The sequence below is a fragment of the Pseudomonas sp. rhizo66 genome, assembly GCF_031931925.1.
Lineage (GTDB): Bacteria > Pseudomonadota > Gammaproteobacteria > Pseudomonadales > Pseudomonadaceae > Aquipseudomonas.
The window spans coordinates 59,689-84,731 of the sequence record NZ_JAUJWZ010000001.1; the positions used below are offsets into that span (position 1 = coordinate 59,689).

The window sequence follows — 25,043 nt, forward strand, 5'->3', positions numbered from 1 at the left end:
GCGGCCCCGGGGTCTTTGATCAGCGGCGACGGAACAGCGGCAGCGGTTCGTCGGTGGCGGCCTGATAGGTCACCGAAAAGTCCTTGAGGCCTTCCAGGGCTTCGTACGGGTCTTTGTCCGCACGAATGGCAAAGGCGTCGAAACCACAGCGGTGCATGTAGAACAGCTGGTCGCGCAGCACGTCACCAATCGCCCGCAGTTCGCCTTTGAAACCGTAGCGGTCACGCAGCAGGCGCGCGTTGGAGTAGTTGCGGCCGTCAGTGAAGGCCGGGAAGTTCAGGGCAATCACCTGAAATTGATCGACGTCGTCACCGATTTCCTCGGCTTCTTCGTCGGCGTCCAGCCAAACACCCAGACCACCGTCACGGGCCTTGAGCATGCGGCTGTGTTCGCGCCACAGCTGCAATGGCACGATCAGGTCGTCGCAGTTGCTGATCTCGTCGATGTTGAAATCCTTGGGCAGTAAGTGCCAGGTTTCGTCGACGACCGCGTTGTTCTTAATGATTCGCTGCATAGACGCGTTCCTTGAAGAGGTCGATGCCAATACGCTGGTAGGTGTCGATGAAGCGCTCGTCTTCGGTACGTTGTTCAACGTACACGTCGATCAGCTTCGAGATCACGTCCGGCATGGCTTCCTGAGCGAAGGACGGGCCGAGGATCTTGCCCAGGCTCGCATCACGGCTGGCACTGCCGCCGAGGGAGACCTGATAGAACTCTTCGCCTTTCTTGTCCACGCCGAGGATTCCGATGTGGCCGACGTGGTGGTGACCACAGGCGTTCATGCAACCGGAGATGTTCAGGTCCAGTTCACCGATGTCGAACAGATAGTCGAGGTCGTCGAAGCGACGCTGGATCGACTCGGCAATCGGGATCGACTTGGCGTTGGCCAGCGAGCAGAAGTCACCGCCAGGGCAGCAGATAATGTCGGTCAGCAGGCCGATGTTCGGCGTGGCGAAACCACCTTCACGCAGTTCACCCCACAGGGCGAACAACTGGCTTTGCTCGACGTCGGCCAGAATGATGTTCTGCTCGTGCGAGGTGCGCAGTTGCCCGAAGCTGTAGCGATCGGCCAGATCGGCGACGGCGTCGAGTTGCTTGTCAGTGATATCGCCCGGGGCAACGCCGGTCGGCTTCAGCGACAGGGTCACGGCCACATAGCCCGGCTTCTTGTGCGCCAGGGTGTTGCGGGTGCGCCAGCGGGCGAAGCCAGGATGCTCTTGGTCCAGCTCGGCCAGTTGCGCGGTCTGGTTGTCCAGCGCCTTGTAGTCCGGGTCGACGAAGTGCTTGGCGACGCGATGCAGTTCGGCTTCGGTCAATGTGGTCTGGCCACCGCGCAGGTGTTCCATTTCCGCATCGACTTTTTGCGCGAACACTTCCGGCGTGAGCGCTTTGACGAGGATCTTGATCCGCGCCTTGTATTTGTTGTCGCGACGGCCGTAGCGGTTGTACACCCGCAGGATGGCGTCGAGGTAGCTCAACAGATCCTGCCACGGCAGGAATTCGTTGATGAACGCGCCAACGACCGGGGTACGACCGAGGCCGCCGCCGACCAGCACGCGGAAGCCCAGTTCGCCAGCGGCGTTGTGCACCGGCTCAAGGCCGATGTCGTGGACTTCAATGGCGGCGCGGTCAGCGGTCGAACCGTTGACGGCGATCTTGAATTTGCGCGGCAGGTAGGCGAATTCCGGGTGGAATGTGGTCCACTGACGGACGATCTCGCACCATGGGCGCGGGTCGATCACTTCATCGGCAGCGACACCGGCGAACTGGTCGGTGGTGACGTTGCGCAGGCAGTTGCCGCTGGTCTGGATCGCGTGCATCTGCACGGTGGCCAGTTCAGCCAGGATGTCCGGGATGTCTTCCACCGCCGGCCAGTTGAACTGCACGTTCTGCCGCGTACTGATGTGGGCGTAGCCCTTGTCGTAGTCGCGGGCAATCCTGGCCATCATGCGCACCTGACGCGAAGTCAGCTGGCCGTAAGGCACCGCCACCCGCAACATCGGCGCGAAGCGCTGGATGTACAGGCCATTTTGCAGGCGCAGGGGGCGGAATTCTTCTTCGCTCAGCTCACCTGCCAGATAGCGTCGGGTCTGATCACGGAACTGCTTGACGCGGTCCTCGATGATCCGCTGATCGTACTCGTCGTATACGTACATATAAGTCCTGTTCTCAGGCTTGGGCTACTCGGAAAACGCTGCGTTTTCGCTTGCTGGAGTCCGAATGTGCCTCTGCAATTCTGCGCGCACGGCCGCGCACTCCCTAACGGAGCCGGGGCAATATACCCGTTTGCAGTTATGCGCAAAAGTGATGTTTGAGTATATGTAAAGAACCAAATCGCCTAACGAGAATGGCTGTCACCTAACCCACATTTGTCGTGCGGACAATCATCGTCTTAACTGTGGTCGAGTCTTTCTGCAATCACCGATAAAACCGACAAGAGGCGATGCAATGAGCAATCCGACCAAGGCAAGAAAAAGCGACAGCAGTGTCGATGCGTGGGCCATTTTGTTCCTGATCATTCTCGTAGTAGGAACAGCGGTATTCTGGGTCAGCCATCAGTAAACGACCCGTCCGGGCCTCGCTTGCGACAGATTGTCGGACAAAAAGCGGGATCAGGCATCAATAGCCGGTGGAACGAGGGCTATAATGCGCGGCCATTTTTCCCTGGGCCCGGATGCTTCATGTTCAAGTTTTTCCACATCAGTCTTCTGTTGTTCGGCGCGCTGTTCCAGATCGGCGCGCGGGCAGAGTCTGTACTGTTCTTGAATCCGGGCTCGACTCAGGAAGCTTTCTGGGTCAGCTATTCACAGTTCATGCAGGCCGCCGCCCATGATCTGGGCATCGATCTGCAGATTCTCTACTCCCAACGCCAGCCCGAACTGACCCTGGCTCAGGCGCGCGTCGCGTTGCAGGGGCCGAATCGTCCCGAGTACCTGGTATTCGTCAACGAACAATATGTTGCCCCGCAGATTCTGCGCCTGGCCGAGAACAGCGGCGTGAAGCTGTTTATGGTCAACGCGGCGCTGACACCTGACCAGCAAGCGCTGGTCGGCGAACGGAACGACCGCATCGGCAGCCTGGTACCGAATGACGAGGAGGGCGGCTACCTGATGATGAAGGAGCTGATTCGCCTGCACCCGCCGACGCCCGCTGCCGAGCCGATTGAAGTGCTGGCGTTCTCCGGGCTGAAGGTCACCCCTTCGGCGCAATTGCGCGAGCGCGGCATGCAACGGGCGCTGGCCGAACACCCGCAAATGCGCCTGCGGCAATTGGTGTACAGCGGCTGGACCCAAGAGCGCGCCTATGAGCAGGCCAAACAGCTGTTCGCGCGTTACCCGAAGGTATCGCTGGTGTGGTCGGCCAATGATGAAATGGCCTTCGGCGCGATGCGCGCATACGCCGAGACCGGCAAAGTCCCCGGCAAAGATGCCTTGTTCAGTGCGGTCAACACCTCTCCGGCGGCCTTGCAGGCGTTGGTTGACGGGCGCCTGAGCGCGCTGGTCGGCGGGCATTTCACCTTGGGCGGCTGGGCGTTGGTCGAGTTGCATGATGTCGAGCAAGGCGTCGAGTTGAATCACTACGGCGGCCGTGACCGGCAGATTTCCTTGTTGCAATTGATCGACAAACGGCATGCCCGGCAAATGTTGGACATGGGCACGTCGCCGAACTACGGCGTGAATTTCCGCAAGCTCTCGGCCAAGGGGCGACCGGCTTCGTATCGCTACCCGTTCAGCTTGCAGACCCTGATGCGCTGACCGCGTCAGACTCCGGCGAAATGCAGCACCAGTTTGACGATGGCAAACAGCGTCAGCGCGAAGATGGCGGTGAACAGAATCCCCAGCATCACGAAATGGCTGGGCTTGCCATGGGTGAAATCCCTTGCCCGGTTCTTGCCGCTCTGCACCCCGAACGCCGCCGCCATCACGCTGTGCAGCATCTGCCAGAAGGTCGGCGGTTTGTTGTCGACTGGATCGTCCATAAATCCCTCGTCTGCCGTGTGTGTCAGACAAGCATAGCCAACCCTCTGCAGAACACCGCAAAAGCAAATGTCGGGAAGGGCCAGGAGAGGGGAGTCAACAAAAACACCTGGATCCCTGTGGGAGCTGGCTTGCCAGCGATGAGGCCGGCACACGCGACATCGATGCTGGCTGCCCCGACGCCATCGCTGGCAAGCCAGCTCCCACAGGTTTAGCGTTGGCTCACAATATTTGTGAACAACGTGGACACCTGTAGGCGCTGTCGGAGGCTGCTTAGTTGTCGTAGCCGAGGTTTGGCGCCAGCCAGCGCTCGGTCACGCTCAACTCCTGACCTTTACGCGAGGTGTAGCTGGCGACCTGATCCTTGTCGACCTTGCCCACGGCGAAGTACTGCGCCTGCGGGTGGGCGAAGTACCAGCCGCTGACGGCAGCCGCCGGGAACATCGCGTAGTGCTCGGTGAGGAACACGCCGCTGCGGCCGGCGCGCATTTCTTCCGCTTCCGGGTCGAGCAGGGCGAACAGCGCCGCTTTCTCGGTGTGATCCGGACAGGCCGGATAACCCGGAGCAGGGCGGATGCCGCTGTATTGCTCTTTGATCAACGCGTCGTTGTCGAGCACTTCGTCCTTGGCATAACCCCAGTGCTCTTTACGCACTTGCTGGTGCAGCCATTCGGCGCAGGCCTCGGCCAAACGGTCGGCGAGGGCTTTGACCATGATCGAGTTGTAGTCGTCGCCAGCGTCCTGATAAGCCTTGGCCACTTCTTCGGCGCCGATGCCGGCGGTGGTGATGAAACCGCCGACGTAGTCGGTCACTTCGCTGTCCTTCGGTGCCACGAAGTCGGCCAGCGAGAAGTTTGGTTTGCCGTCGGTCTTGATGATCTGCTGGCGCAGGTGATGCAGCTTGGCCAATGGCTTGCCGTCATCGCCGTACAGTTCGATGTCGTCGTCATGCACCTGATTGGCCGGCCAGAAACCGAACACCGCACGGGCGCTGATCAGCTTCTCGTCGATCAGTTTGGCGAGCATCTCCTGCGCGTCCTTGTACAGCGCGGTGGCAGCTTCACCGACCACTTCGTCTTCAAGGATGCGCGGGAACTTGCCGGCCAGGTCCCAGGAGATGAAGAACGGCGTCCAGTCGATGTATTCGGCCAAGACTTTGAGGTCGATGTTGTCCAGCACCTTGCTGCCCGTGAACGTCGGTTTGACCGGCTGATAATTGGCCCAGTCGAACTGTGGCTTCTTGGCGATCGCGGCGGCGTAGCTCAGGCGTTCGGTGCGGGCACTGCGGTTGGCGGTACGTTCGCGCACTTCAACGTATTCGGCACGGGTTCTTTCAACAAAACCTGCCTTCAATTCCTTCGACAGCAACTGCGTCGCCACGCCCACGGCGCGGGAGGCGTCGGTCACGTAGACCACGGCATCGTTACTGTACTTCGGCTCAATCTTCACCGCGGTGTGTGCTTTGGACGTGGTCGCGCCACCGATCATCAGCGGCAGGTGGAAGTCCTGACGCTGCATTTCGCGAGCCACGTGAACCATTTCGTCCAGCGACGGCGTGATCAGACCGGAGAGGCCGATGATGTCGCACTTTTCTTCCTTGGCGACCTGCAGAATCTTTTCTGCCGGCACCATCACGCCGAGGTCGACAATGTCATAGCCGTTGCAACCGAGCACCACGCCGACGATGTTTTTGCCGATGTCGTGCACGTCACCTTTCACGGTCGCCATGAGGATCTTGCCCTTGGCTTCCGGCTTGTCGCCTTTTTCCAGTTCGATGAACGGGATCAAGTGCGCCACGGCCTGCTTCATCACGCGGGCAGATTTCACTACCTGCGGCAGGAACATTTTGCCGGCGCCGAACAGGTCGCCGACGATGTTCATGCCGGACATCAGCGGGCCTTCGATCACTTCGATCGGGCGCGCGAACGACTGGCGCGATTCTTCGGTGTCCTCAACGATGTGGGTGGTGATGCCCTTGACCAGCGCATGTTCCAGACGCTTGTTGACGTCCCAGTTGCGCCACTCTTCGGTCTCGGCTTCCTTGACGCTGCCGTCGCCCTTGTACTTGTCGGCGATAGCGAGGAGGGCGTCGGTGCCTTCCGGCGTGCGGTTGAGGATCACGTCTTCTACGGCGTCGCGCAGCTCCACAGGGATCTGGTCGTAAATCTCAAGCTGCCCGGCGTTGACGATGCCCATGGTCAGCCCGGCGCGGATGGCGTACAGCAGGAACACCGAGTGAATCGCCTCACGCACCGGGTTGTTGCCCCGGAACGAGAACGACACGTTGGACACACCGCCGGAGCTCAGGGCATACGGCAGCTCGTCGCGGATGTAGGCGCAGGCGTTGATGAAGTCCACCGCGTAATTGTTGTGTTCTTCAATGCCGGTGGCGACGGCGAAGATGTTCGGGTCGAAGATGATGTCTTCCGGCGGGAAGCCGACTTCGTTGACCAGAATGTCGTAGGAGCGTTTGCAGATCTCTTTCTTGCGCGCTTCGGTGTCGGCCTGGCCGGCTTCGTCGAACGCCATCACCACCACCGCCGCGCCGTAGCGTTTGCACAGCTTGGCGTGGTGGATGAACTGCTCGACGCCTTCTTTCATGCTGATCGAGTTGACGATGCCCTTGCCCTGAATGCACTTGAGGCCGGCTTCGATCACTTCCCATTTCGACGAGTCGATCATGATCGGCACGCGGGAGATGTCCGGTTCACCGGCGATCAGATTGAGGAAGGTCACCATGGCCTTCTTCGAATCGAGCATGCCTTCGTCCATGTTGATGTCGATCACCTGCGCGCCGGCCTCGACCTGTTGCAGGGCGACTTCCAGCGCTTCGGTGTAGTTGTCTTCACGGATCAGGCGGGCGAACTTGGCGGAGCCGGTGATGTTGGTGCGCTCGCCGACGTTGACGAACAACGAGCTGCGATCAATGGTGAACGGCTCCAGACCCGAGAGGCGGCAGGCCTTGGGGATATCTGGAATCTGGCGTGGGGCATAGCCGGCCACGGCTTTGGCGATGGCTTCGATGTGGCCCGGGGTGGTGCCGCAGCAGCCGCCGACGATGTTGAGGAAACCGCTCTGGGCGAACTCTTCGATGACTTTGGCGGTTTGCGACGGCAGCTCGTCGTACTCGCCGAATTCGTTCGGCAGGCCGGCGTTCGGGTGCGCGGACACGTGGGTGCTGGCCTTGTTCGACAGCTCTTCCAGGTACGGACGCAACTCACTGGCGCCAAGCGCGCAGTTCAAACCGACCGAAATCGGCTTGGCGTGCGCCACCGAGTTCCAGAACGCTTCGGTGGTCTGGCCGGACAAGGTACGGCCGGAGGCGTCGGTGATCGTGCCGGAAATCATGATCGGCAGTTCGATGTGCAATTCTTCGAACACGCCTTGCACGGCGAAGATCGCCGCTTTGGCATTGAGGGTGTCGAAGATGGTTTCGATCAGGATCAGATCGGCGCCACCCTCGATCAGGCCTTTGGTGGCTTCGGTGTAGTTTTCCACCAGCTCATCAAAGGTGACATTGCGGTAGCCCGGGTTGTTGACGTCCGGCGACAGCGAGCAGGTGCGGCTGGTCGGGCCGAGCACGCCGGCGACAAAACGCGGCTTGGCCGGGTTCTCGGCGGTCTTGGCGTCGGCAATCTTGCGGGCCAGGCGCGCGCCTTCTACGTTTAATTCGTAAGCCAGCTCTTCCATGCCGTAGTCGGCCATGGAAATGCGTGTGGCGTTGAAGGTGTTGGTTTCGAGGATGTCGGCGCCGGCATCCAGATAGGCTTTCTCGATGCCGCCGATCACATCGGGACGGGTGATCACCAGCAGGTCATTGTTGCCTTTGACATCACTCGGCCAGTCCGCGAAGCGTTTGCCGCGATAATCCTGCTCTTCGAGCTTGTAGCTCTGGATCATCGTGCCCATGCCGCCGTCGAGTATCAGGATGCGCTCTTTGAGGGCTTGCTTGAGAGCTTGAAGGCGGACGCTGCGATCGGACATTTGGACTACTCGGAAAGACCATTACGAAGGAGCGGGATCATAGCAAACCTGTGCGCTTTTAGAGCATGTGGGGCTTTAGCATGAATATCGCTCATGTTGGTGCGAGCGTCATACTGTAGAATCGCGGCGTTTTTTTCCAGGATCGGGATTACGGGCATGTCGTACCGCGTCATCAGCATTTTCTTGCTGTTCTTAAGCTGGGGCGCCGTTGCGCAGGAACCCATGATTTCTCCTGCTATTTCGTACAGCCGAGACATCCAGCCAATCTTCACCGAGAAGTGCGTGGCTTGCCATGCCTGCTACGACTCGGCCTGCCAGCTCAATCTGGGCAGTGGCGAGGGCGCGGCCCGTGGTGCGAGCAAGATGCCGGTCTACGACGGCGAGCGCACACAAGCGGCGCCGACTACGCGACTGTTCTACGACGCATTCGGCAAACGTGCCTGGCAGCAGAAAGACTTCTATTCGGTGCTCGATGCGCAGGGCAGTCAGGCGGCGCTGATGGCGCGCATGCTCGAACTTGGGCACAAGACGCCACTGACGCCGAACGCCAAGCTCCCGGAAGACATCGTGCTGGGGCTGAACCGCGAGAACCTGTGCGCGATGCCCTCCGAATTCGAAGGCTATGCCGCTACGCATCCGAAAGAAGGCATGCCGCTGGCGGTCACCGGCCTGACCGATCAGCAATATCAAACGTTGCAACGCTGGCTGGCGTCCGGTGCGCCGATCGACGAGCAAGGCCTGGCCCCGAGCGCCAAGGAAGCCCTGCAGATCGTCCAATGGGAAAACCTGCTCAACACGCCCGGCGCACGGCAAAGCCTGGTCGGGCGCTGGCTGTATGAGCATTGGTTTCTCGCGCACATCTATTTCAAGGATGGCGAGCCGGGGCATTACTTCCAGTGGGTGCGTTCGCGCACGCCGACCGGACAGCCGATCGACCTGATCGCCACCCGCCGCCCCAACGACGATCCGGGCACTCAGGTGTATTACCGCTTGTGGCCGGTGCAAGGGGTGATCGTGCACAAGACCCACATCACCTATCCGCTGAGCGCGGCGAAGATGGCGCGGGTGAAAAGCCTGTTCTACAGCGGCAACTGGCAGGCCAATGCGTTGCCCGGTTACGGCCCGCAGAGCCGCGCCAACCCGTTTGCCACTTTTGAGGCGATTCCGGCGCAGGCGCGTTACCAGTTCATGCTCGATAACGCCGAATACTTCGTGCGCACCTTTATTCGTGGCCCAGTGTGCCGTGGCCAGATCGCGACTGACGTGATTCGCGACAACTTCTGGGCGCTGTTCCAGGCACCGGAGCATGACCTCTATATCACCGACCCGAACTATCGCGGCCAGGCCACGCCGTTGCTGGCCATGCCCGGGCAGAACGACGATGTCGGCAGCGTTTTGAGCCTGTGGCATAACTACCGCAACAAACGTAACGAGTACGAGGCACTGCGCCGCGACAGCTACGCCGACGTTCCTGCACCGAGCTGGTCGACGCTGTGGGCCGGCAACGACAACGCGCTGCTGAGCATTTTCCGCCACTTTGATAGCGCTTCGGTGACCAAAGGCCTGATCGGCGAGGTGCCACAGACGATGTGGCTGTTCGACTACCCGTTGCTCGAGCGCACCTATTACCAATTGGCAGTCAACTTCGACGTGTTCGGCAACGTCTCGCATCAGGCGCAAACCCGTCTGTATTTCGACCTGATCCGCAACGGTGCCGAGCAGAATTTCCTGCGCCTGATGCCCGCCGATTCCCGCGAGGGTTACCTCGACGATTGGTACCAGAGCAGTGGCCAATTCAAGATGTGGCTCGATTACGAAGCGATCGACGACGACAAACCGACCGCGCTGAAACTCGACGAGAAACACCCGAAATACGACTTCGCCATGCAATTGCTGGCGCGTTACGGTGATCTCAATGCGCACCCTGATCCGCTTAACCGCTGCGACGGCGCTTACTGCTCGCGGCCGAATATCGACCCGGCACTGCAAAATGCCGAGCAGGCGCTCAGCCGTCTGACCTCGCGCCCGGCGGCCGGTTTGAAGGTCATCGACCAACTGCCGGAAGCGACGATGCTGCGCATTGAAACCACTAACGGCAAACGCGAGGTCTACAGCCTGTTGCGCAACCGTGCGCACAGCAACGTGGCGTTCCTGCTCGGTGAGTCGCTGCGCTATCAGCCAGGGCTGGACACCCTCACTATTTTTCCGGGCGTGCTCAGCAGTTATCCGAACTTCATGTTCAACATTCCTGCCGATCAAGTGCCGGAATTTGTCGATGCAATGGAAAACGCCAAGGATGCCAACCGTTTCGAAAAAATCGTCGAACGTTGGGGGATTCGTCGCAGTCACCCGCAATTCTGGTTCTATTTCCATGATCTGAGCCAGTATCTGCACGAAACCGATCCGGTGGAAGAGGGCGTGCTGGACATGAACCGGTACGAAAATCTTTGATCGTTCGTGGGCAGGTGCTGTGTGAGCAGCGTTCATCTGCCTTACGTCGGTGCTGCGCAGATTCTTCTGCGCAGCACCGACGTGCCTGACTAACGGCTAAGTCGGGGCGATCAAGGTTTCATGTGTTTCCAGTAATTGGCCCCGTAATCGAGAAACAGCTCGCTACCCGCCGGGATCTTTTCCCACGCGACAAAAAACACCATGTACTTGCCGACGCAGATCGATCCGACGTTCTCGATGCCTATGTTGGCCTGGCCGGGTACGTTGATGGCATTGATCAGGCTTAGCACATTGCTGTTGCCGTGCCCGCTCAGGGTGGCGTTCTTCGTTGCCGTTTCGTACAGATAGGTGCTGACTTTCTCTCTGGATTTTTCAAGTATTTCCGCGCGCAGGGACTTGCCGGTGCGGTGCAGCTTGCCGATGTAAGGGCCCAGCACTTCATAAGGTTCGATATCGACCTTAGCAAACACTGATAAACCCCGCTCGGGACCTTCGGTCGGTCTCCTCACTTCGAAACGCTGCGTCAGCCTGTCATGGTGCCGACCTTCGTCGGCGATCCACTCGTGGATATCCTCAGTGATGCGGCGGGTCATTTCCTTGAGTCTTGCGCCCTGAAAGTGCGTTAAGAGCCGATTGGCGTCGGTGATCGCGATTTTTTCAATATCGCCTTCCAGCTTTTTCGTCAGGCTTGTCCGCACATCCTCCGGATCCTGGAGAATGGGCGCGTTGTTATTGATGTTGTGTCCAAGCGAAGGTGTCAGATCCTCTGGCAGGGCGGCTGCCATGTCATCCAGTCGCGGACGTTTGGAAGGGCCCGCCTTGGGGGGTGAGGGTGGCCCGTTGCCGCGCACAGTTGACTGTTCAGGTAATTGCCAGGGCGCTGATTTTCTCGCTGTGCCGGGGGGGAGTGATTTCCGCGCGGACATTGCATTCGAGTCGACGGCAGTGAGCAATTGCAAGGTTTCCGGAACGGCGCTTCTCAGTTGCCCGGCGTCATTGACGAAGGTTGCCCAGAGCACGGGATTCAAATCGTTTTCAGCGACAAACGCGTTCATCGTGCTGGCCGACCGTGTCTCATCGTAGCGCGCTCGCCACTGCTCTAGATGTGCAGGGGTCAGAGGGGTGAAAGTCTGGTTGTTGGCATATTTTGCCAACACTGTTCCCGGTGCCCGGAAGGTGCCATCCATGTTGACATGGGCGAGGAAATCCTGCGGGTCAAGGTTGTGCTCGGCAGCGAACCCTTCGCGGGTCAGACGGGTGCGGCTTTCCTGTGACAGCGTTCGCCAGTTCTGGAGGTGGTCGAACGCAATGGCCGTACGAGCGGTATTGGCCTGGTCGAGCATTTGCTGGCCAAGGGGTTTCAACTGCCCTTGGGTGTGGACGAACTGTTGAAACGCCGCCCGATCCAGCCCGTGATTCTTCGCAAATGCCTTAATGGCCAGATCGAGCATCACCTCGCTGAACTGCGACCACTTTTGCAAATGCAAGGGTGTTACTGCGTTAGGCTGATCGGGTGCTCCGCCTGAAACCCTGATTTCCCTTGTGTACCAATGCCCGGGTCTCACCGACGACAGGTTGATCGACAGGTCGCGGTTGGTTTTCGGGTTGACCAACACGACAGAAAAGCTGTTTTCCCCCGTCTGCGCCGTTTCTGCGATAAACCCGTAGGAATTGTCCCTGATCTGGTAGACGGCGATGGTGCCGTGCTCATCCACGTTGCAGATGAACTTTTGATTATAGTCCGGGCGAAAGAATATGCCGCGCGAGTCAGCCTTCAGTCCCTGAATCCAGTGTGGTTCTACCGCGTATTGACGTATCAGAGGGCTGCTGTTGCTGATTACCGTAACGGGTTGCCGGTATCGCGGGCCGAACGCTTGATGGGTGACGGGGTCGATCAGGCGGAAGTCGGGAGCTTCGGCGGTGCCGACATTGCGCATGGGAATATCGGCGATGCCTTCCACGGTGAACAACTGGTCGCCGGCCTGGTGCGGCACCCAGGTTGCCGGATCGACCGACTGGAGATGGCGTGCGGCAATGGTGCCGTCGCGCAGGTGTGCGATGCCCATCCGTACATGCCGCAGGGTCACGTTACTCAGTTTGCCGAGAGCAAAGCGACCCAGTCTGAGCAGCCCGATAACGCTCTCCAGGGGATTGAGCTCCCGAAGCGTGGAAACAAGCAAAGTTCGCGTCATGGCGGAGAGTTTTGGCAAGGCAAGGCGCAGTCCGATCCTGCCGGCGCCGGATAACAGGCGAGTACAGCCCGCTACGTATTTGCCGACGGGCAAGCCGAAAGACACCACATCGGTAAACAGGCCCAGGCCACCGGACTCGATGCGTCGAGGATCACCCGATGTCAGGTCTTCGATGGAACCCCAGAACGGCACGAACATTTCTCCCCAGAAGGTGATGTCTTCAGTAAAGTCCCGACCGATGTCCATGCTGCGCGTAGCTTTACGGGTCTGTTCAAGAAGCGCTGACTCATCTTTGAAGAACAGCTCTCTGGCGATCATCGCGGCCAGCTTTTCAGCTCGCGCAGACGTCAGGTTGTTCGCGGCAAAGGGCAGCGTCCGTGCTGCCACATCTGGGGAGCGCTGTTCGATCGCAACGGCCTCGAATGTCTCTGCGATCTGTTCCACGATCAATGTCGCGTGCTGGTTTTCTCTGGGTTTCGAGCCATCGCGATAGGCTTCCCAGTCGAAGGGCAATTCAGTGCCTTTCCTGAAGGAACCCCGGCTGGTCCGGCTGCTGGAGCCGATCTTCTCGACAACAATTTCACCGCCTGTTTGCAGTGACTTCATCTCTTTGCGCAGGCGCACAACGCCTGCGAACGGGAAGACTTCAATGTAACGAGGGTCGGTCGGGTATGCGGGGTTGACCGTGCGCAAAATAAACCCCGAGCGCGCACGAACCGCGTCGGTGTTCGTCCGGTTCTCATGCTCCACCTGAGTGTCATGCAGTGGCAGCCTTAACGAGTAAACGACTACTTCGTCGCGCTCCAGATCAGTGCCGCAGGCCGGCAGGTACTGGCTCAGCAATGCTTTGATCAGTGTTGCGTAGGCGGCTCGCGGGGTATCCAGCCAGCTGCGGAATGCCTCGTCGAATGCCGTGTCTGTTTCGTGACGAAAGCGGCTCGGGGGCCTGAGTGTCAGGTTTTCCATGGCACTGACCATGTCGCGTTCGTGTTGCTCGAGTGTCTGCACTGCCAACTCGACTTCGCTCAGCGAGTACGGGGTACGACGAAGTCCCAGCAGCCCCGTTTCCACCGACCAGTCCAGCGCAGCACGCGCTTTGGCTGCCGTTACCAGCCGCTGTTGCCCGACATCGTTGGCATGCGCCTGGTAATGCTCGGCTGGCAGGTTGAGCAGTTGTTCGAACGTCATATACCGGGATGACCCGGGAGCGATGGTCTCTGCCAGAATAAAGCCGCTCTTGAAATTGACCCAGGTGCTGGAAGTGCCGTAGGGAAGATCCTCGGGAATGTCCTCGACCCAGGCTTCGCTGGCGATATTGCTTTTGAAAATGGCGACTGCCAGTAATGCGGTGGTGCGGTTGACGCAAAGCGTTCGTTGGAAATGCTCGACCAGCGATTGACGTATGGAAGAGTACCGGCTTCCGGTTTCGATAAGGATCTGCAATTCGTTTCGATAATGACTGTCGGGATCGGGTTTTACCTCTAACCAAAGCGCGCGCCACAACAGTTTTTTCAACACACCAGGGGGGCACTGCTGGTTGTCGCCTGCACCGTACCAGTCCAGTTCGTTGGCAATGCGTTGGGCCAGTTGCAGGTTCTTTGCAGCACCCAGAACGGTTTCCAGAAGAGCGACAGGGATGGTGTTGGCAAGTTTGTCCAGTTTGTCATTGAATTTTTCCGGCAACAGGTTTGCCAACAGTGAGCGGGATGTTTCCAGTCTAATCTGGCGAACAATGCGCATGATCGCTTGATCACCCGCAGCGCCCAACAGGTGCTCAAGGTCACTGACGTGTCCGTCATGTCCAAGCAGCCACAGTGCGCGATGGTCAACCAGATTATGGAGAAGGCGTTGCCAGCCGGCGCTGGTGGCAGGCTGCATCGGTTGCAGCGAGTAGTAGGCAAGCACCAGATCGAGCCTTACCGAGCCGTCGCTGTTGACGCCGTTGCCGACTTTACGGTGAATATCCAGCAAGACATCGACGTCGATAGACCAGTAGATCGGCACCTCTCTGAGAATCACCGAGTGACCGGCTATGGTGAAAACTTCCGGGGGGGAGGGCGCTGGCGTTTTGGCGGAGCTCAAGTGGAACGATACAAGGTCATAGAAGAAGTCATTACCTAAAGGCGATTTATCGACGCCGATCGGCGTTGAAATATGCCTGATGAAGTCTTCATCCTTTTCCAGCTTGTTCAAAATACGAAATGCTTCCTTGCATTCGCGCCCCAGCGCAGAACTGGCTGGAGGGTGATAGTAGAGGTCGCGTGCATCACTGTTGAAGTGCTCACCAACGAGCGTGTGCAGGTAGCTGATCAGGTGGTTGATATCCTGTAGTCTGCGCGGCGGTGTTCGGCTATAGAACCTTGATAACGATGTATTCATTAAGCGCCTTTGAAATAAGTGCGATGGAAACTTGCAAATAAACGAAGGCGGTGAATATATCGGCCGAAAAAATCCCCGAGGCATACATATATATGCCTGGTGCTTGTTTCAGTATCCATTTGTTTACGTGGCAGTCCGCTGGAGGAAGCAGGCCTGACGACGCCGCGAGGCGCTGGGTGGAATGACGAATCCGGCATTTTCCGACAAAAATACTAGGACTTTGTCAGCCGCGTCATTTGGCGTAAACTGCGCCCAAGCCTGCGAGGAGTTTCCATGACCGCTATTACCATTACCGACGCCGCCCACGATTACCTGGCCGATCTGCTCTCCAAGCAGAACACCCCGGGTATCGGCATCCGCGTCTTCATCACCCAGCCTGGCACCCAGTACGCCGAAACCTGCATTGCCTACTGCAAGCCGGGCGAAGAAAAGCCTGAAGACACCGCGCTGGGGCTGAAAAGCTTCACCGCTTACATCGATTCGTTCAGCGAAGCGTTTCTCGATGACGCCGTCGTCGACTACGCCACCGACCGCATGGGCGGCCAGCTGACCATCAAGGCGCCAAACGCCAAAGTTCCGATGGTCAACGCCGACAGCCCGGTCAACGAGCGCATCAACTATTACCTGCAAACCGAAATCAACCCGGGGCTGGCCAGCCACGGCGGTCAGGTCAGCCTGATCGATGTGGTTGAAGACGGCATCGCCGTGCTGCAGTTCGGTGGCGGTTGCCAGGGCTGCGGCCAGGCGGACGTGACCTTGAAGGAAGGCATCGAGCGCACTCTGCTCGAGCGTATTCCTGAACTCAAAGGCGTTCGCGACGTGACCGACCACACGCAGAAAGAAAACGCCTACTACTAAGGTGTTCGCTGCGACATAAAAAACGGCGCCCCGTGAGCGCCGTTTTTTTATGCGTGAAGCAAAAGATCGCAGCCTTCGGCAGCTCCTACAGGGATTTACACTTCAATGCAGGAACTGCCGAAGGCTGCGATCTTTGATCGTTCCCACGCTCTGCGTGGGAATGCAGCCCGGGACGCTTTGCGTTCCAATTCAAGGCCTGTAGATGTGCGCATGCCCGGCGCGATACAACGATGACTCGCTGAAAACCTCACTGCCCAACACCCGGCCCACCAGAATCAACGCCGTACGCCGAAACCCTTTGGCCTCAACCTTTTCGGCAATATCCGCCAGCGTCCCCACCACCCAATCCTGATCTGGCCACGTCGCCCGGTGAATCACCGCAATCGGGCAATCCGCGCCGTAATGCGGCAGCAGTTCCACCAGAATCTTCGGCAAATGGTTAACGCCCAGATGAATCGCCATGGTCGCGCCATGCTGCGCCAGACTGCCCAGCTCTTCGCCTGCCGGCATCGCGGTTTTCTCGGCGTAGCGGGTCAGAATCACGCTTTGCGACACGTCCGGCAGGGTCAGTTCCGCGCCAAGCAACGCCGCACAGGCTGCGGTGGCAGTTACACCGGGAATGATCTCGAACGGAATATTCAGCTCGCGCAGGTAACGGATCTGCTCACCGATCGCGCCATACAGGCTCGGATCGCCGGAATGCACCCGCGCCACATCCTGGCCCTTGGCATGCGTGGTCTTGATCAGTTCGATGATCTGTTCCAGATGCAGTTCGGCGCTGTTTACCACCGTTTCCGCCTGATGGCCATCGAGCACCGCCGCCGGCACCAGCGAACCTGCGTAGATAATCACCGGGCAACTGCGGATCAGCCGCTGGCCTTTGACGGTGATCAGTTCCGGGTCGCCGGGGCCGGCGCCGATGAAGTAGACGGTCATCGTTGAATCCTGAGTAAAAGAGGGCACGACCGCGTTGCAGATGAACAACGCTCATGATCAATGGCGAGGATTATCGGGATTTTACGCCGCGCCGGCCAATGCCAGCGTGGCCTGAGCGTATTTCTGCCGGGAAATCAGCAGTTTTGCCGGGGCCTGAATCAGCTGTTCGGCGAGGGCCAGTGCCGCGCTTTCGGCGACGCCATAGCAACCGGTGCGTTCATAAGCGATTTGCGAATGGTGACTGAGCCGCTGTTGGTAACTGGCCAACTCGTCGCTGCTGAAGTACAGCAAGGGCAGGGCCAGTTGTGCAGCAAGTTCTTGCAGGCCCGGCTCGTCACGCTTCAAGTCGATGCTGGCCAGCGCCTTCACCGCCTCAAGCTCAATGCGATGCGCCTGTAACGCTTGATCGAGTAACGCGCGCAGGGTGCTGGCCGGGCAGCCACGCTGGCAGCCCAGGCCGACGACCAGGGTCGGCACTGCGCGGTCATCGGTCATGCGGGGTATTGGCCATCGCTTTTGCGGCGGAACAACCAGGCACTGATCAGGCCCAGGGCCAGCCAGAACGCGACGTTGGTCAACTGCGAAGCGATTTTGAACTGAGCTTCCAGTGCTTCGGGGGCGAGCATCGAATGCACTTCCGGTTGCGGCGCGCCAATCACGTGCGGCACGGCGAGGATTGCCACGCCCAGCAGTTTCATCAGCCAGTGACGGCTGAACACGATGAGGGCCAGGCCGGCAGCGGTTGAAGCAGCCGTTCCGATCCACCACGTTTGCCGCGAAGCCAGATCGGCCGCAGCGGTGCCGGGCAGTTCAGGCGGCAGGCCCAAGGTAGGAGCAAGCACGAACGTCGCGTAACCGGCCAGGCCCCAGAGCAGGCCCTGTGAAGTTTTGGTCGGTGCGCGCAAGGTGTACAGGCCCGCAAGCATCAGGGCGAAACCGACGGCCACCACCAGATTGCCACCCGTGGTCGAAACCACGCGCTGCCAGCCGTCTTCCGGCTCCCAGGCTTCGGCATCGTGGCTGTGCGCAGCCACGCCAGCGGCGTGTTCGTGAACCGCTATCGGCTCGGATTTCTCGAAAGTTTCGGCCTGCAGAATCAGCGGCGAAACCCAGAAGCTTTGCAGTAAGGTGAGGAGCAGGGCGGCCAGCAGACCGGTGAAACCTGCAGTTTGCGCGATACGCTTGATCATGTCGGCAGGCCTCAGTGGCACGGGAACGCGGCGCTGTGGCGGGTATCGTGGGCAGCGTTGTGCACCGCTTCGATGTGCGAGAAACCGGCGAAGTAAACCAGACTGGCGCCGAGGATCGACGCGAAGATCGCGGCGGTCAGGCGTTGGCTCAGGGTGGTGGTGCTGGCGATTTTGTCCGTGTTGCTGCCGGTGCTGCTGATGATCGACATGGCGCTTCCCTCTGGAGTGTCAGCGGGTGAATAGAGCGCATGAAAACCCCGGCGGGCTGGGCTCGCAGAGGTTCGAACAGCGCCCGCCCACCGCGGGTTTGTTATGTGCAGCGCCGCACAAATGCGGGCTGTGTGTTGCGGGCCGGTCTCCGGGCTCACGAGGGGTTGGCGTCAGGCCGACCTGCAAGCGTCACCTTCCCATGCCTTGCTGACACAGTGGTTTTGACGCTTCGCTCGCTTACCGTTGCGGGGGCAGCACCGGACTGACATGGGCTTGAGTAAAGCACATGATTCACCGGTTTCCCGTTTCACCCTGTGAAGGGCACCCGTAACAAGTTGTGTAGGAGAGCATGGGCGGGGGATTTGAGTCAATCGGCGCCTAGCGCATGATCAGCAGGACGTACACCCCCAGCGCCATCAGGAACGCATAATAGGATTTGATTCGCGTCAGGCTCAGCAGCCACGCCAACGCCACCGGCAGGATCCATGGCATGGCCGTCAGGTGCTGGCTGGCCAAAGGGTAGAGTGAGACCGCCAGCAGGCTGACGAGCATCGCCACCGATGTGTATTTTCCCAGACGATCGATGAAAGCGCGGGCAGTTGCCGAAAGCCGTTCGACATCGACGGCAAGCGGCAGCAAGCGGCATACGATCGAAACCAGCGCGCAAATCAGTACGTACAGCCAGAAAGTACCAGGTTCAATCATAGACATAGCTCGTCAGAACGGTGATGGCGAGCACCAGCAGCAAGCTGACCTCGCCCAGCCACAGCAAGCTCGCGGCGGTGGCCAGGCCGGCAATCCATTGCGCATGGAAGCTGTGACGGTCGCGGGCCATCTTGCCAAGCGAAGCGCTGATGAAAATCGCGATCACCACACTGACGTGATCCATCACTGCGTTGTCGGCCACGCTGGCGAAGCAATACCCGCCCACGGTGCCAAGCAGGGCGGCGGCGTACAGCAGAAAGCACACGGTGTTGGCATACGGGCGGCTGATCGGTTGCTGATCCTTGCGGATCGACATCAACGTGAAAGCCGCATTTGCCATCACCGCCAGGGCGGGGACGAACGCTTTGACCGGGCCCTGGAGGCTGGATTTCAGGCTCAGTGTGAAGACCAGAAAACGCAAGTTGATACTCAGCGCCGAGACCAGCACGCCAAAGGCGTTAAGCAGGTGCGCCGGGGTTTCCAGCAGCGTCAGTTGCAACGGCGAGGCCATTACCGTACCGCTGAAAACCACCATGGCCGGAAGATCCAGACCATGGCGGCGCCCGAGCATGCCGATCAGGGTGAAGGTCAGCAGCAGCGAGAAGACGAACGGTAGCGCATCGCGGATACCGGTCGCGATCTCGCTGCGCGACGCCGGTTTTGCCAGGTTCGACTCAACCAGCATGAGTGCTGTGCCGCGAGCCGGCCAGCAATTGCTCTACGCCGTTCTTGTAGGCCAGGGCTTTTTCCAGGTAGTACTCGGTGGAGAAGCGCGGAATGAACTCTTCCACCACGGCCACACCCCGATAGCCGTTGACCGCGAAGCGATTGAGCACATCGCTCAGGCGCAAGTTGCCTTCGCCAATCGGCAGATGTTGATGGTGGGTGTTGTTGAGGTCGGCAATGTGCAGATGCCGGGTAACCGGCGCCAGATCGGCAATGGCTTTGAACAGGCTTTCACCATACGGCAGCAGTGAGCACAAATGCGTCACGTCGATGGTCACGAAGCACCCGGTCTCCTTGTGAAAGCGCAGGTGTTCCTCGACGGTGAAGACCGGGAATTTCGGCCGCTGACCGCCCATGTTCTCCAGGCACAGGGCGATGCCATCGGTGTTGCAGCGCTTGGTCACCTCGTTGATCGCTACTATCAGGTTGTCCAGCAGTTCGCCGTTTTCCAGTTGATCTTTGTAGCCGGGATGAAAAGTGACGCTGGTGGCGCCGGCCTCGTGGGAAAACTCCACGGCGGCACTCAGGCAGTCCACCGCTTGGGCACGTTCGGTCAAATCCGGGGAGCACAGGTTGTACTGGCGACCCCACCATCCGGCGTGGACGGTCAGCGTGATGCCATTGTGTTCGGCGAAGCTGCGGATTTTCCCGGCAAGCTCGGACCGGTCTTCGGCGCTCAGCGACCAGAAGGTTTTTTCGGCGTCTTCGCCGATCTCGAACTCGACCGCTTGGAAATGTCTGGCCAGATCGGTGATCGAACCAAGGATGTCTGCAGGGTTGTCGTAGACATTGGTGGAAAAGGAGATCATCGGGAAGTGAGCGCTGATCGGGCCTTCGATGTGATATAGCGGGTCTTTACGGGTCATTGCGCTGGTCCTTGCGTAGTGAACTCTGGGTGGGTGATCGCGGCGTTGAAGTCCGCCGGGTCGTCGGCGTCGCTGCAGCCCAGCAGCGTGTAGCCGTGGCGGTCTGCGGAACGGCTGATGCTCTGGCCGAACTTGTCGGGGTTGAGGTTCACGCGTAATGCAAACGGGTGTTGCAGCAGGCGTGCCTGGAGCTGTTGCGGATCGGCGGTCGGGGCCGCCTCGATGTAGCGGATCGCCATTTTGGTGTAGGTTTTCTCGGGCGTCGGCAGTGACGTGCCGGTCATCGCGGCGATGGTGCTCGCTGCCAAATGCACCCCGGTGGTTTTCCAGACCATTTCCCAGATCTGGTCACCGCCGAAGCGGGTCTGGGTTTCGATGAATTGCAGGCGTGAACCGTCCAGCTTGATTTCCGTGTGGGCCGGGCCCCAGCGGTTGCCCATTCGCCCGAGCAGCCACAGCACCGCTTCTTCGATCTGCGCGGCGGTTTTCTCGTCGAGCCCGGCAGGAAAGTCATGCCCGGTTTCGACATAACCGGGGGCACCGCTGGTGTATTTGCGCGTGATGCCGAGAATCCGGTGCTGGCCATCCAGGCTGAGGGATTCAACGCTGTATTCGTCGCCGCTGGCGAAGGCCTCGATCAGATTGTTTCCCTCCAGCGAGATGTGGTCGACATCCTCGGGCCTGTCTATGGCATAGACACCCTGGCTGCCCGAACCGTTGACGGGTTTGACGATGGCCGGGCCATGGCGCAGCACGAAAGCGCGAGCCTCGGCACCATGGTTGATAGCGGCAGTGGGCAACTCGTAGCGACTGCCTTTGAGCAATTGGCGAAACAGCAGCTTGTCGCGACTGACTTCCACACTGCGCAGGTTGTTGTGGACGATGCCCAGACGTTCGCCCAAGTGTGACGCGGGCAGCAGGCCCAGTTCCGAAAACGAAACCACGGCATCGAATGGCGATTGCCGGTGCAGCCGTTCTACCGTCGTGCTGTAGGCCGGCAGATCGGCAATGTCAGGCGTCAGCAGTAGCGTTGCGCGCTCGCGCTGATAGTCAGATAACTCGCCGGGTTGCTGGACGAGAGTAAATCGAAACTGCCGCGCAGTATCCCAATCCAGTCCCGAATCACGCCCGCCGATGAGCAGAATGTGTTTGGTGTTCGCCGCCGTGGGCTGTTCGCCATAGACATCAATGTCGCTGACGGCGAGCAAGGATTGTCGCAGGCGGGCGGTGTCGGGTTGCCTGAACTCGATGTACAGGTAGTTCTGAAAACCGTTGCTGACCGGTCCGATGGCTTCGCCCGGAGTGACGTAGGCATACCAACGCTGGAAACCTGGCAAGCGGCAGATCCGGTCGGCGCCGTGCAGTCCGTCATAGAGCCGGTCTGTGCGGGCGAAAGGGGTGGCGATGCCGAACGCATCCGGCGCTTCGCTGGCGCTGGGCAGGGGCTCGGCGGACAGAGCACGGTGGTAGCAGATATCCAGCGCCAGCCCCCAGGCTTGGCGAATCACATGAATCCGGCTGCCGCCGGGGCGTGCGCCGACTTCGAGGACTCTTGGCCCGCGGGGGGTGAGAATGAACTCGACATGGGCAAACGTGCCTTTGAGCGCTAACGCTTTCACGGCGTCATGGGCCAGGCGATGGCAACGCTCCTTCAGCGCTGCGTCGGGCTCCAGCAGCGACGGCGTGTAGCGGGCGAAATGGTGAAAGTCACCGCGATCGATATCGACGCCGGCAATCACATCGACGATCGGAAAACTGCTGATCGTGCCATCGGCGGCAATCGTGCAATCGATGGAATGGTTGGAGCCCTGGAGAAATTCCTCCAGCAGCAGTTGATCGGTTTCGCGGCTTTTGCCCGCCACATAGCGCTGCAGCGCCGGCCATTCATGACGGGCGTAGTCGAGCAGATCCTGCTGATCGTCGATGCAGCGTACGAACAGGCTGCTGTAAAGGTTCGCTGGCTTCAGGATGAACGGGTAGGGCAGCTCGCCCGGGCGCGCCAGCAGGTCATCGATACGCACCTGGCGAGAGACCACGTGCAGATCCAGGTTGCGCGACTGTTGGAAGCATTGGCGTTGTAGCACCTTGTCCAGCGTGTTTTCCACGTTACGGTGCAGGTGGGCCAGCGCCGGCAGCGCCGCACACAGCCGCCCCGTGATCGCGACATAACCTTCACGGAAATTCAGGACACTGGTGAAGCCGTGCTCGTCCAGCAACTGTTGCGTCAGCTGGATCAGATCCGGGGTCAGCCCTCTGGAAAAGTCGTACAGCGCCACCGGCGAGATCTGTTTCGCATCGGCGATCTTGCTGGTTTTGCGACTATCGGCAATCAGCAAAGGGGTGATGCCCTCGGCAATCAGGCCCTCGTATTCTCCGTCGCGAATATTGCCGATGATCAGGCAGGCCGCTGCACTCATTCGCCAACCTCCTGATCGAAGCTGTAGTGGACCCGGTTCAGGCGCTGGCAAATGTGAGCCAGACGAATCCGGTCCACGCCGTTGGCGCCACCGCTCAAGACATTGCGAATGATGTGCGCCAAGGCATCCAGGTCTTCGCTGCTGATGCCCAGACGAGTGATTTCCTGCAGGCCGAAGCGCAGGCAGTCGCGGCCATTGATCTGTTTATTGTTGATCCGGATCCCCAGTTCATTGAGCTGCTGCGCCGCTTGCCGGGCCCGTTCGCCTTCGAGCAACAGCAGGTGCGTGTCGGAGGGGTGCAGCGTCCAGCCCGGCAGGTCGGCGAGTGCGTCGTGCAACTGGCGAGTATTGGCGCACATACGTTGGGCGTAGGCCTGGCCGTAGCGCTGGGTTTCCAGCAGGCTGACGAACAGTTGCAGCAGACCGGGCAGATTGGGCGAGGACACCAGCGCACCGCTGAGCGTTTGCTCGATCCGCTGGGCCAGATCGGCACGCCGGCAGACGATCAGTGCCCGGTGCGGACCTGCCAGGGATTTGTGGGTGTTGCCTTGAAGAATGTCCGCCCCCTCGTCAAGCGGGTTGGGAAAGGCCTTCCCGGCGATGAGGCCCAGAGTGTGCGACGCATCGTAGATGATCAGTGTCCGCTCAAAGCCCCGGCGGTTCAGCAGCGCGCGCAGTGGTTTAAGGGCGATTGCCCGTGTGGTCAGACCGTGGTCGAGCAGTACGGCTGCCGGTTGTACACCACACGCCTGGAGTTGCCGATCAACATCCCCGAGATCAATTTGTCCGTCAGCCGTCAGTTTCAAAAAGACGCTGTGCCGGCCCATCTTCTGCACCAGAGGCCCGGTTGCGAAATGCCCGCCGCTTTCGGGCGCCAGTGATAATACGCAGTCGCCCGGCTCGGTCAGGGCGGCCAGCACGCTCAGCGTGCAGTGCACGCCGGAGAGTACGCGGTATTCGACGAACGGCGCGTTGAACATCGCCTGCACGGCTTGGGTCGCCAAAGCCTTTAATGTTTCGACTTCGGGGAAGTGTTCGACCTGCATACCATTGAATTCGGCGGCATAGCATTGACCGTCAATGGCCTGTGCATTGAACAAGTAACGCTCGTAATGACGATTCTGTCCTAGCGTGCGTGCAGTCTCGGACAATATGTTTTCATTGGCGGTCAGCGATAGTGTGGAAGTTCTTCGTGCGCACGCCTGTTGAAACTGTTCAATGATGAAGTTATGCGCGAGGGGGGAGCTGACTGAAAGTGCATGAGTCGAATGATTCATTAGTAGTCCGCCAGGTCGAAGTCGATAATCAACATATCGCGACTGCCGCGATCCGAATTAATGCTCGATGTTTGCAGTGGGGAAACTTCATGCAGAAGTATTCGGTCATTCAAGACGACGGTTTCCAGATAGTCAGTCAAAGTTGCACTGAATACTTGGCCACCTTCTTCATCAAATATCCGGCTTTCGCCACCGATGACATGCTGGCGTTGAATGAGGTGTTGAAAGACAAAATCGTGCCCGTCGCGATGTCGGCCCTCAGGGGTGGCCTGGCCAGCATTGCCTTGATCGCAGAGGATACGGAACTGATGGCAGGTCACGAGCCAGTCGCGCGGGCCCAGCGCCATGTCCATCAGTGCCAGGTCGGCGGCCAGCAGTGTCTGCAGAACCGGGGAGTCAATGAACGTCGCCTCGCAGCGGGTGTAGGTGCGCTGCACCCCGCCCAACAGCGGGTTGTCGGTCTCGGCTTGAAAAAAGTGGCAGTCTTGCAGCGCCGTCCACTGGCGTTCCCGTTGGCGATACTGGAACTTGCAGATGCGTCGTTCGCGAAGACCGTTCTCTGCGCTGAGATACGCGTCGGTATGCAAATGCTCCCAGGTTGCATTGAATGCCCGGCATGCTTCGCGTCCCAGCAGTGCTACATCCAATGCTGGATAATGGGCGCTGTGCGCATAGTGGCAATTGCGCAGTAGTTCGGAAAGTTCCTTTAGTCCGGCATCACTTGCAAGCCGTAACGCGTTACCGGCACTCATGTTGTGGATACCCATGGGTGCAGGAAAGAAACAGGCAGGATCAAATACTGATAATAATCAGCCATGCAAGAAATCCTTTCTTGAGAGACTCATAGTCCTTGTGCGAACTCATCGTTCATATCT

General features: G+C 59.5%; 18 protein-coding genes and 1 riboswitch. Of the genes, 3 read left to right on the forward strand and 15 right to left on the reverse strand.

Translation table 11 applies throughout. The features are described 5' to 3' along the window. Positions 1-19: 19 nt before the first annotated feature. Complete coding sequence (locus QZR14_RS00205) at positions 20-514, reverse strand: DUF934 domain-containing protein (protein WP_250605360.1); 495 nt, start codon at positions 512-514, stop codon at positions 20-22. Further along, a complete protein-coding gene (locus QZR14_RS00210) occupies positions 498-2,156 on the reverse strand; it encodes a nitrite/sulfite reductase (RefSeq protein ID WP_311995542.1) in 1,659 nt (552 codons plus the stop codon). The genes QZR14_RS00205 and QZR14_RS00210 overlap by 17 nt, the downstream gene beginning before the upstream one ends. A gap of 525 nt (positions 2,157-2,681) precedes the next feature. Between QZR14_RS00210 and QZR14_RS00215 the strand changes: the two genes are divergently transcribed. Beyond that, positions 2,682-3,755, forward strand: a complete 1,074-nt coding sequence (locus QZR14_RS00215; RefSeq protein ID WP_311995543.1) for an ABC transporter substrate-binding protein — start codon at positions 2,682-2,684, stop codon at positions 3,753-3,755. Between the two features lie 5 nt (positions 3,756-3,760). On the opposite strand, the gene QZR14_RS00220 is transcribed toward QZR14_RS00215, so the two are convergent. Both QZR14_RS00220 and metH read right to left on the reverse strand, forming a co-directional pair. Beyond that, positions 3,761-3,979 (reverse strand): DUF2970 domain-containing protein, encoded by a 219-nt coding sequence (locus QZR14_RS00220; RefSeq protein WP_095120983.1) that lies wholly within the window; start codon positions 3,977-3,979, stop codon positions 3,761-3,763. A gap of 271 nt (positions 3,980-4,250) precedes the next feature. Next, positions 4,251-7,961 carry a methionine synthase gene (metH, locus tag QZR14_RS00225; protein ID WP_250605357.1) on the reverse strand — a complete coding sequence of 1,237 codons (3,711 nt, stop codon included), beginning with the start codon at positions 7,959-7,961 and terminating at the stop codon, positions 4,251-4,253. Between the two features lie 156 nt (positions 7,962-8,117). Between metH and QZR14_RS00230 the strand changes: the two genes are divergently transcribed. Beyond that, entirely contained in the window at positions 8,118-10,412 is a 2,295-nt protein-coding gene (locus tag QZR14_RS00230) for a fatty acid cis/trans isomerase (RefSeq protein ID WP_311995544.1), read from the forward strand. A gap of 110 nt (positions 10,413-10,522) precedes the next feature. Here QZR14_RS00230 and QZR14_RS00235 read toward each other — a convergent pair whose 3' ends face one another. Next, entirely contained in the window at positions 10,523-14,983 is a 4,461-nt protein-coding gene (locus tag QZR14_RS00235; RefSeq protein ID WP_311995545.1) for an SET domain-containing protein-lysine N-methyltransferase, read from the reverse strand. 273 nt (positions 14,984-15,256) lie between these two features. Here QZR14_RS00235 and nfuA point away from each other — a divergent pair, with 273 nt between their 5' ends. Further along, positions 15,257-15,841, forward strand: a complete 585-nt coding sequence (nfuA, locus tag QZR14_RS00240) for a Fe-S biogenesis protein NfuA (protein ID WP_003225494.1) — start codon at positions 15,257-15,259, stop codon at positions 15,839-15,841. A gap of 189 nt (positions 15,842-16,030) precedes the next feature. Here the strand turns inward: nfuA and cobM are convergent, their stop codons facing one another. The 10 genes from cobM to QZR14_RS00290 form a co-directional block, all read right to left on the reverse strand. After that, positions 16,031-16,777 (reverse strand): precorrin-4 C(11)-methyltransferase, encoded by a 747-nt coding sequence (gene cobM / locus QZR14_RS00245; protein WP_250605354.1) that lies wholly within the window; start codon positions 16,775-16,777, stop codon positions 16,031-16,033. A gap of 81 nt (positions 16,778-16,858) precedes the next feature. Beyond that, entirely contained in the window at positions 16,859-17,272 is a 414-nt protein-coding gene (locus QZR14_RS00250; RefSeq protein WP_250605353.1) for a cobalamin biosynthesis protein, read from the reverse strand. Then, a complete protein-coding gene (locus QZR14_RS00255; RefSeq protein ID WP_311995546.1) occupies positions 17,269-17,967 on the reverse strand; it encodes a CbtA family protein in 699 nt (232 codons plus the stop codon). Before QZR14_RS00255 ends, QZR14_RS00250 begins: the two co-directional genes overlap by 4 nt. An 11-nt stretch (positions 17,968-17,978) precedes the next feature. Then, the gene (locus QZR14_RS00260) at positions 17,979-18,176 is read right to left on the reverse strand and encodes a CbtB domain-containing protein (protein WP_093430890.1); all 198 of its coding nucleotides are present in this window, start codon (positions 18,174-18,176) and stop codon (positions 17,979-17,981) included. 123 nt (positions 18,177-18,299) lie between these two features. Further along, positions 18,300-18,521, reverse strand: a riboswitch (cobalamin riboswitch). 34 nt (positions 18,522-18,555) lie between these two features. Beyond that, on the reverse strand, positions 18,556-18,882 hold the full coding sequence (locus QZR14_RS00265; protein WP_311995547.1) for a hypothetical protein: 327 nt from the start codon (positions 18,880-18,882) through the stop codon (positions 18,556-18,558). Further along, positions 18,875-19,567 (reverse strand): AzlC family ABC transporter permease, encoded by a 693-nt coding sequence (locus QZR14_RS00270; RefSeq protein ID WP_311995548.1) that lies wholly within the window; start codon positions 19,565-19,567, stop codon positions 18,875-18,877. Before QZR14_RS00270 ends, QZR14_RS00265 begins: the two co-directional genes overlap by 8 nt. Continuing rightward, on the reverse strand, positions 19,557-20,474 hold the full coding sequence (locus QZR14_RS00275) for a sugar phosphate isomerase/epimerase family protein (protein ID WP_311995549.1): 918 nt from the start codon (positions 20,472-20,474) through the stop codon (positions 19,557-19,559). Before QZR14_RS00275 ends, QZR14_RS00270 begins: the two co-directional genes overlap by 11 nt. Beyond that, entirely contained in the window at positions 20,471-22,891 is a 2,421-nt protein-coding gene (locus tag QZR14_RS00280) for an ATP-grasp domain-containing protein (protein WP_311995550.1), read from the reverse strand. Before QZR14_RS00280 ends, QZR14_RS00275 begins: the two co-directional genes overlap by 4 nt. Next, positions 22,888-24,168, reverse strand: coding sequence for a hypothetical protein (locus QZR14_RS00285; RefSeq protein WP_311995551.1), 1,281 nt, complete (start codon positions 24,166-24,168; stop codon positions 22,888-22,890). The genes QZR14_RS00280 and QZR14_RS00285 overlap by 4 nt, the downstream gene beginning before the upstream one ends. Further along, complete coding sequence (locus QZR14_RS00290) at positions 24,168-24,920, reverse strand: 2OG-Fe dioxygenase family protein (protein ID WP_311995552.1); 753 nt, start codon at positions 24,918-24,920, stop codon at positions 24,168-24,170. The genes QZR14_RS00285 and QZR14_RS00290 overlap by 1 nt, the downstream gene beginning before the upstream one ends. Positions 24,921-25,043: the final 123 nt, after the last annotated feature.

What these genes read in the sequence shown, in the direction of transcription:
- nfuA (WP_003225494.1), top strand. Translation starts at nt 15,257, where the DNA reads ATGACCGCTATTACCATTACCGACGCCGCCCACGATTACCTGGCCGAT.
- QZR14_RS00270 (WP_311995548.1), bottom strand. Translation starts at nt 19,567, where the DNA reads ATGCTGGTTGAGTCGAACCTGGCAAAACCGGCGTCGCGCAGCGAGATC.
- QZR14_RS00210 (WP_311995542.1), bottom strand. Translation starts at nt 2,156, where the DNA reads ATGTACGTATACGACGAGTACGATCAGCGGATCATCGAGGACCGCGTC.
- QZR14_RS00265 (WP_311995547.1), bottom strand. Translation starts at nt 18,882, where the DNA reads ATGATTGAACCTGGTACTTTCTGGCTGTACGTACTGATTTGCGCGCTG.
- cobM (WP_250605354.1), bottom strand. Translation starts at nt 16,777, where the DNA reads ATGACCGTCTACTTCATCGGCGCCGGCCCCGGCGACCCGGAACTGATC.
- QZR14_RS00290 (WP_311995552.1), bottom strand. Translation starts at nt 24,920, where the DNA reads ATGAGTGCCGGTAACGCGTTACGGCTTGCAAGTGATGCCGGACTAAAG.
- QZR14_RS00255 (WP_311995546.1), bottom strand. Translation starts at nt 17,967, where the DNA reads ATGATCAAGCGTATCGCGCAAACTGCAGGTTTCACCGGTCTGCTGGCC.
- QZR14_RS00205 (WP_250605360.1), bottom strand. Translation starts at nt 514, where the DNA reads ATGCAGCGAATCATTAAGAACAACGCGGTCGTCGACGAAACCTGGCAC.
- QZR14_RS00230 (WP_311995544.1), top strand. Translation starts at nt 8,118, where the DNA reads ATGTCGTACCGCGTCATCAGCATTTTCTTGCTGTTCTTAAGCTGGGGC.
- QZR14_RS00280 (WP_311995550.1), bottom strand. Translation starts at nt 22,891, where the DNA reads ATGAGTGCAGCGGCCTGCCTGATCATCGGCAATATTCGCGACGGAGAA.
- QZR14_RS00220 (WP_095120983.1), bottom strand. Translation starts at nt 3,979, where the DNA reads ATGGACGATCCAGTCGACAACAAACCGCCGACCTTCTGGCAGATGCTG.
- QZR14_RS00250 (WP_250605353.1), bottom strand. Translation starts at nt 17,272, where the DNA reads ATGACCGATGACCGCGCAGTGCCGACCCTGGTCGTCGGCCTGGGCTGC.
- QZR14_RS00285 (WP_311995551.1), bottom strand. Translation starts at nt 24,168, where the DNA reads ATGAATCATTCGACTCATGCACTTTCAGTCAGCTCCCCCCTCGCGCAT.
- QZR14_RS00235 (WP_311995545.1), bottom strand. Translation starts at nt 14,983, where the DNA reads ATGAATACATCGTTATCAAGGTTCTATAGCCGAACACCGCCGCGCAGA.
- QZR14_RS00275 (WP_311995549.1), bottom strand. Translation starts at nt 20,474, where the DNA reads ATGACCCGTAAAGACCCGCTATATCACATCGAAGGCCCGATCAGCGCT.
- metH (WP_250605357.1), bottom strand. Translation starts at nt 7,961, where the DNA reads ATGTCCGATCGCAGCGTCCGCCTTCAAGCTCTCAAGCAAGCCCTCAAA.
- QZR14_RS00215 (WP_311995543.1), top strand. Translation starts at nt 2,682, where the DNA reads ATGTTCAAGTTTTTCCACATCAGTCTTCTGTTGTTCGGCGCGCTGTTC.
- QZR14_RS00260 (WP_093430890.1), bottom strand. Translation starts at nt 18,176, where the DNA reads ATGTCGATCATCAGCAGCACCGGCAGCAACACGGACAAAATCGCCAGC.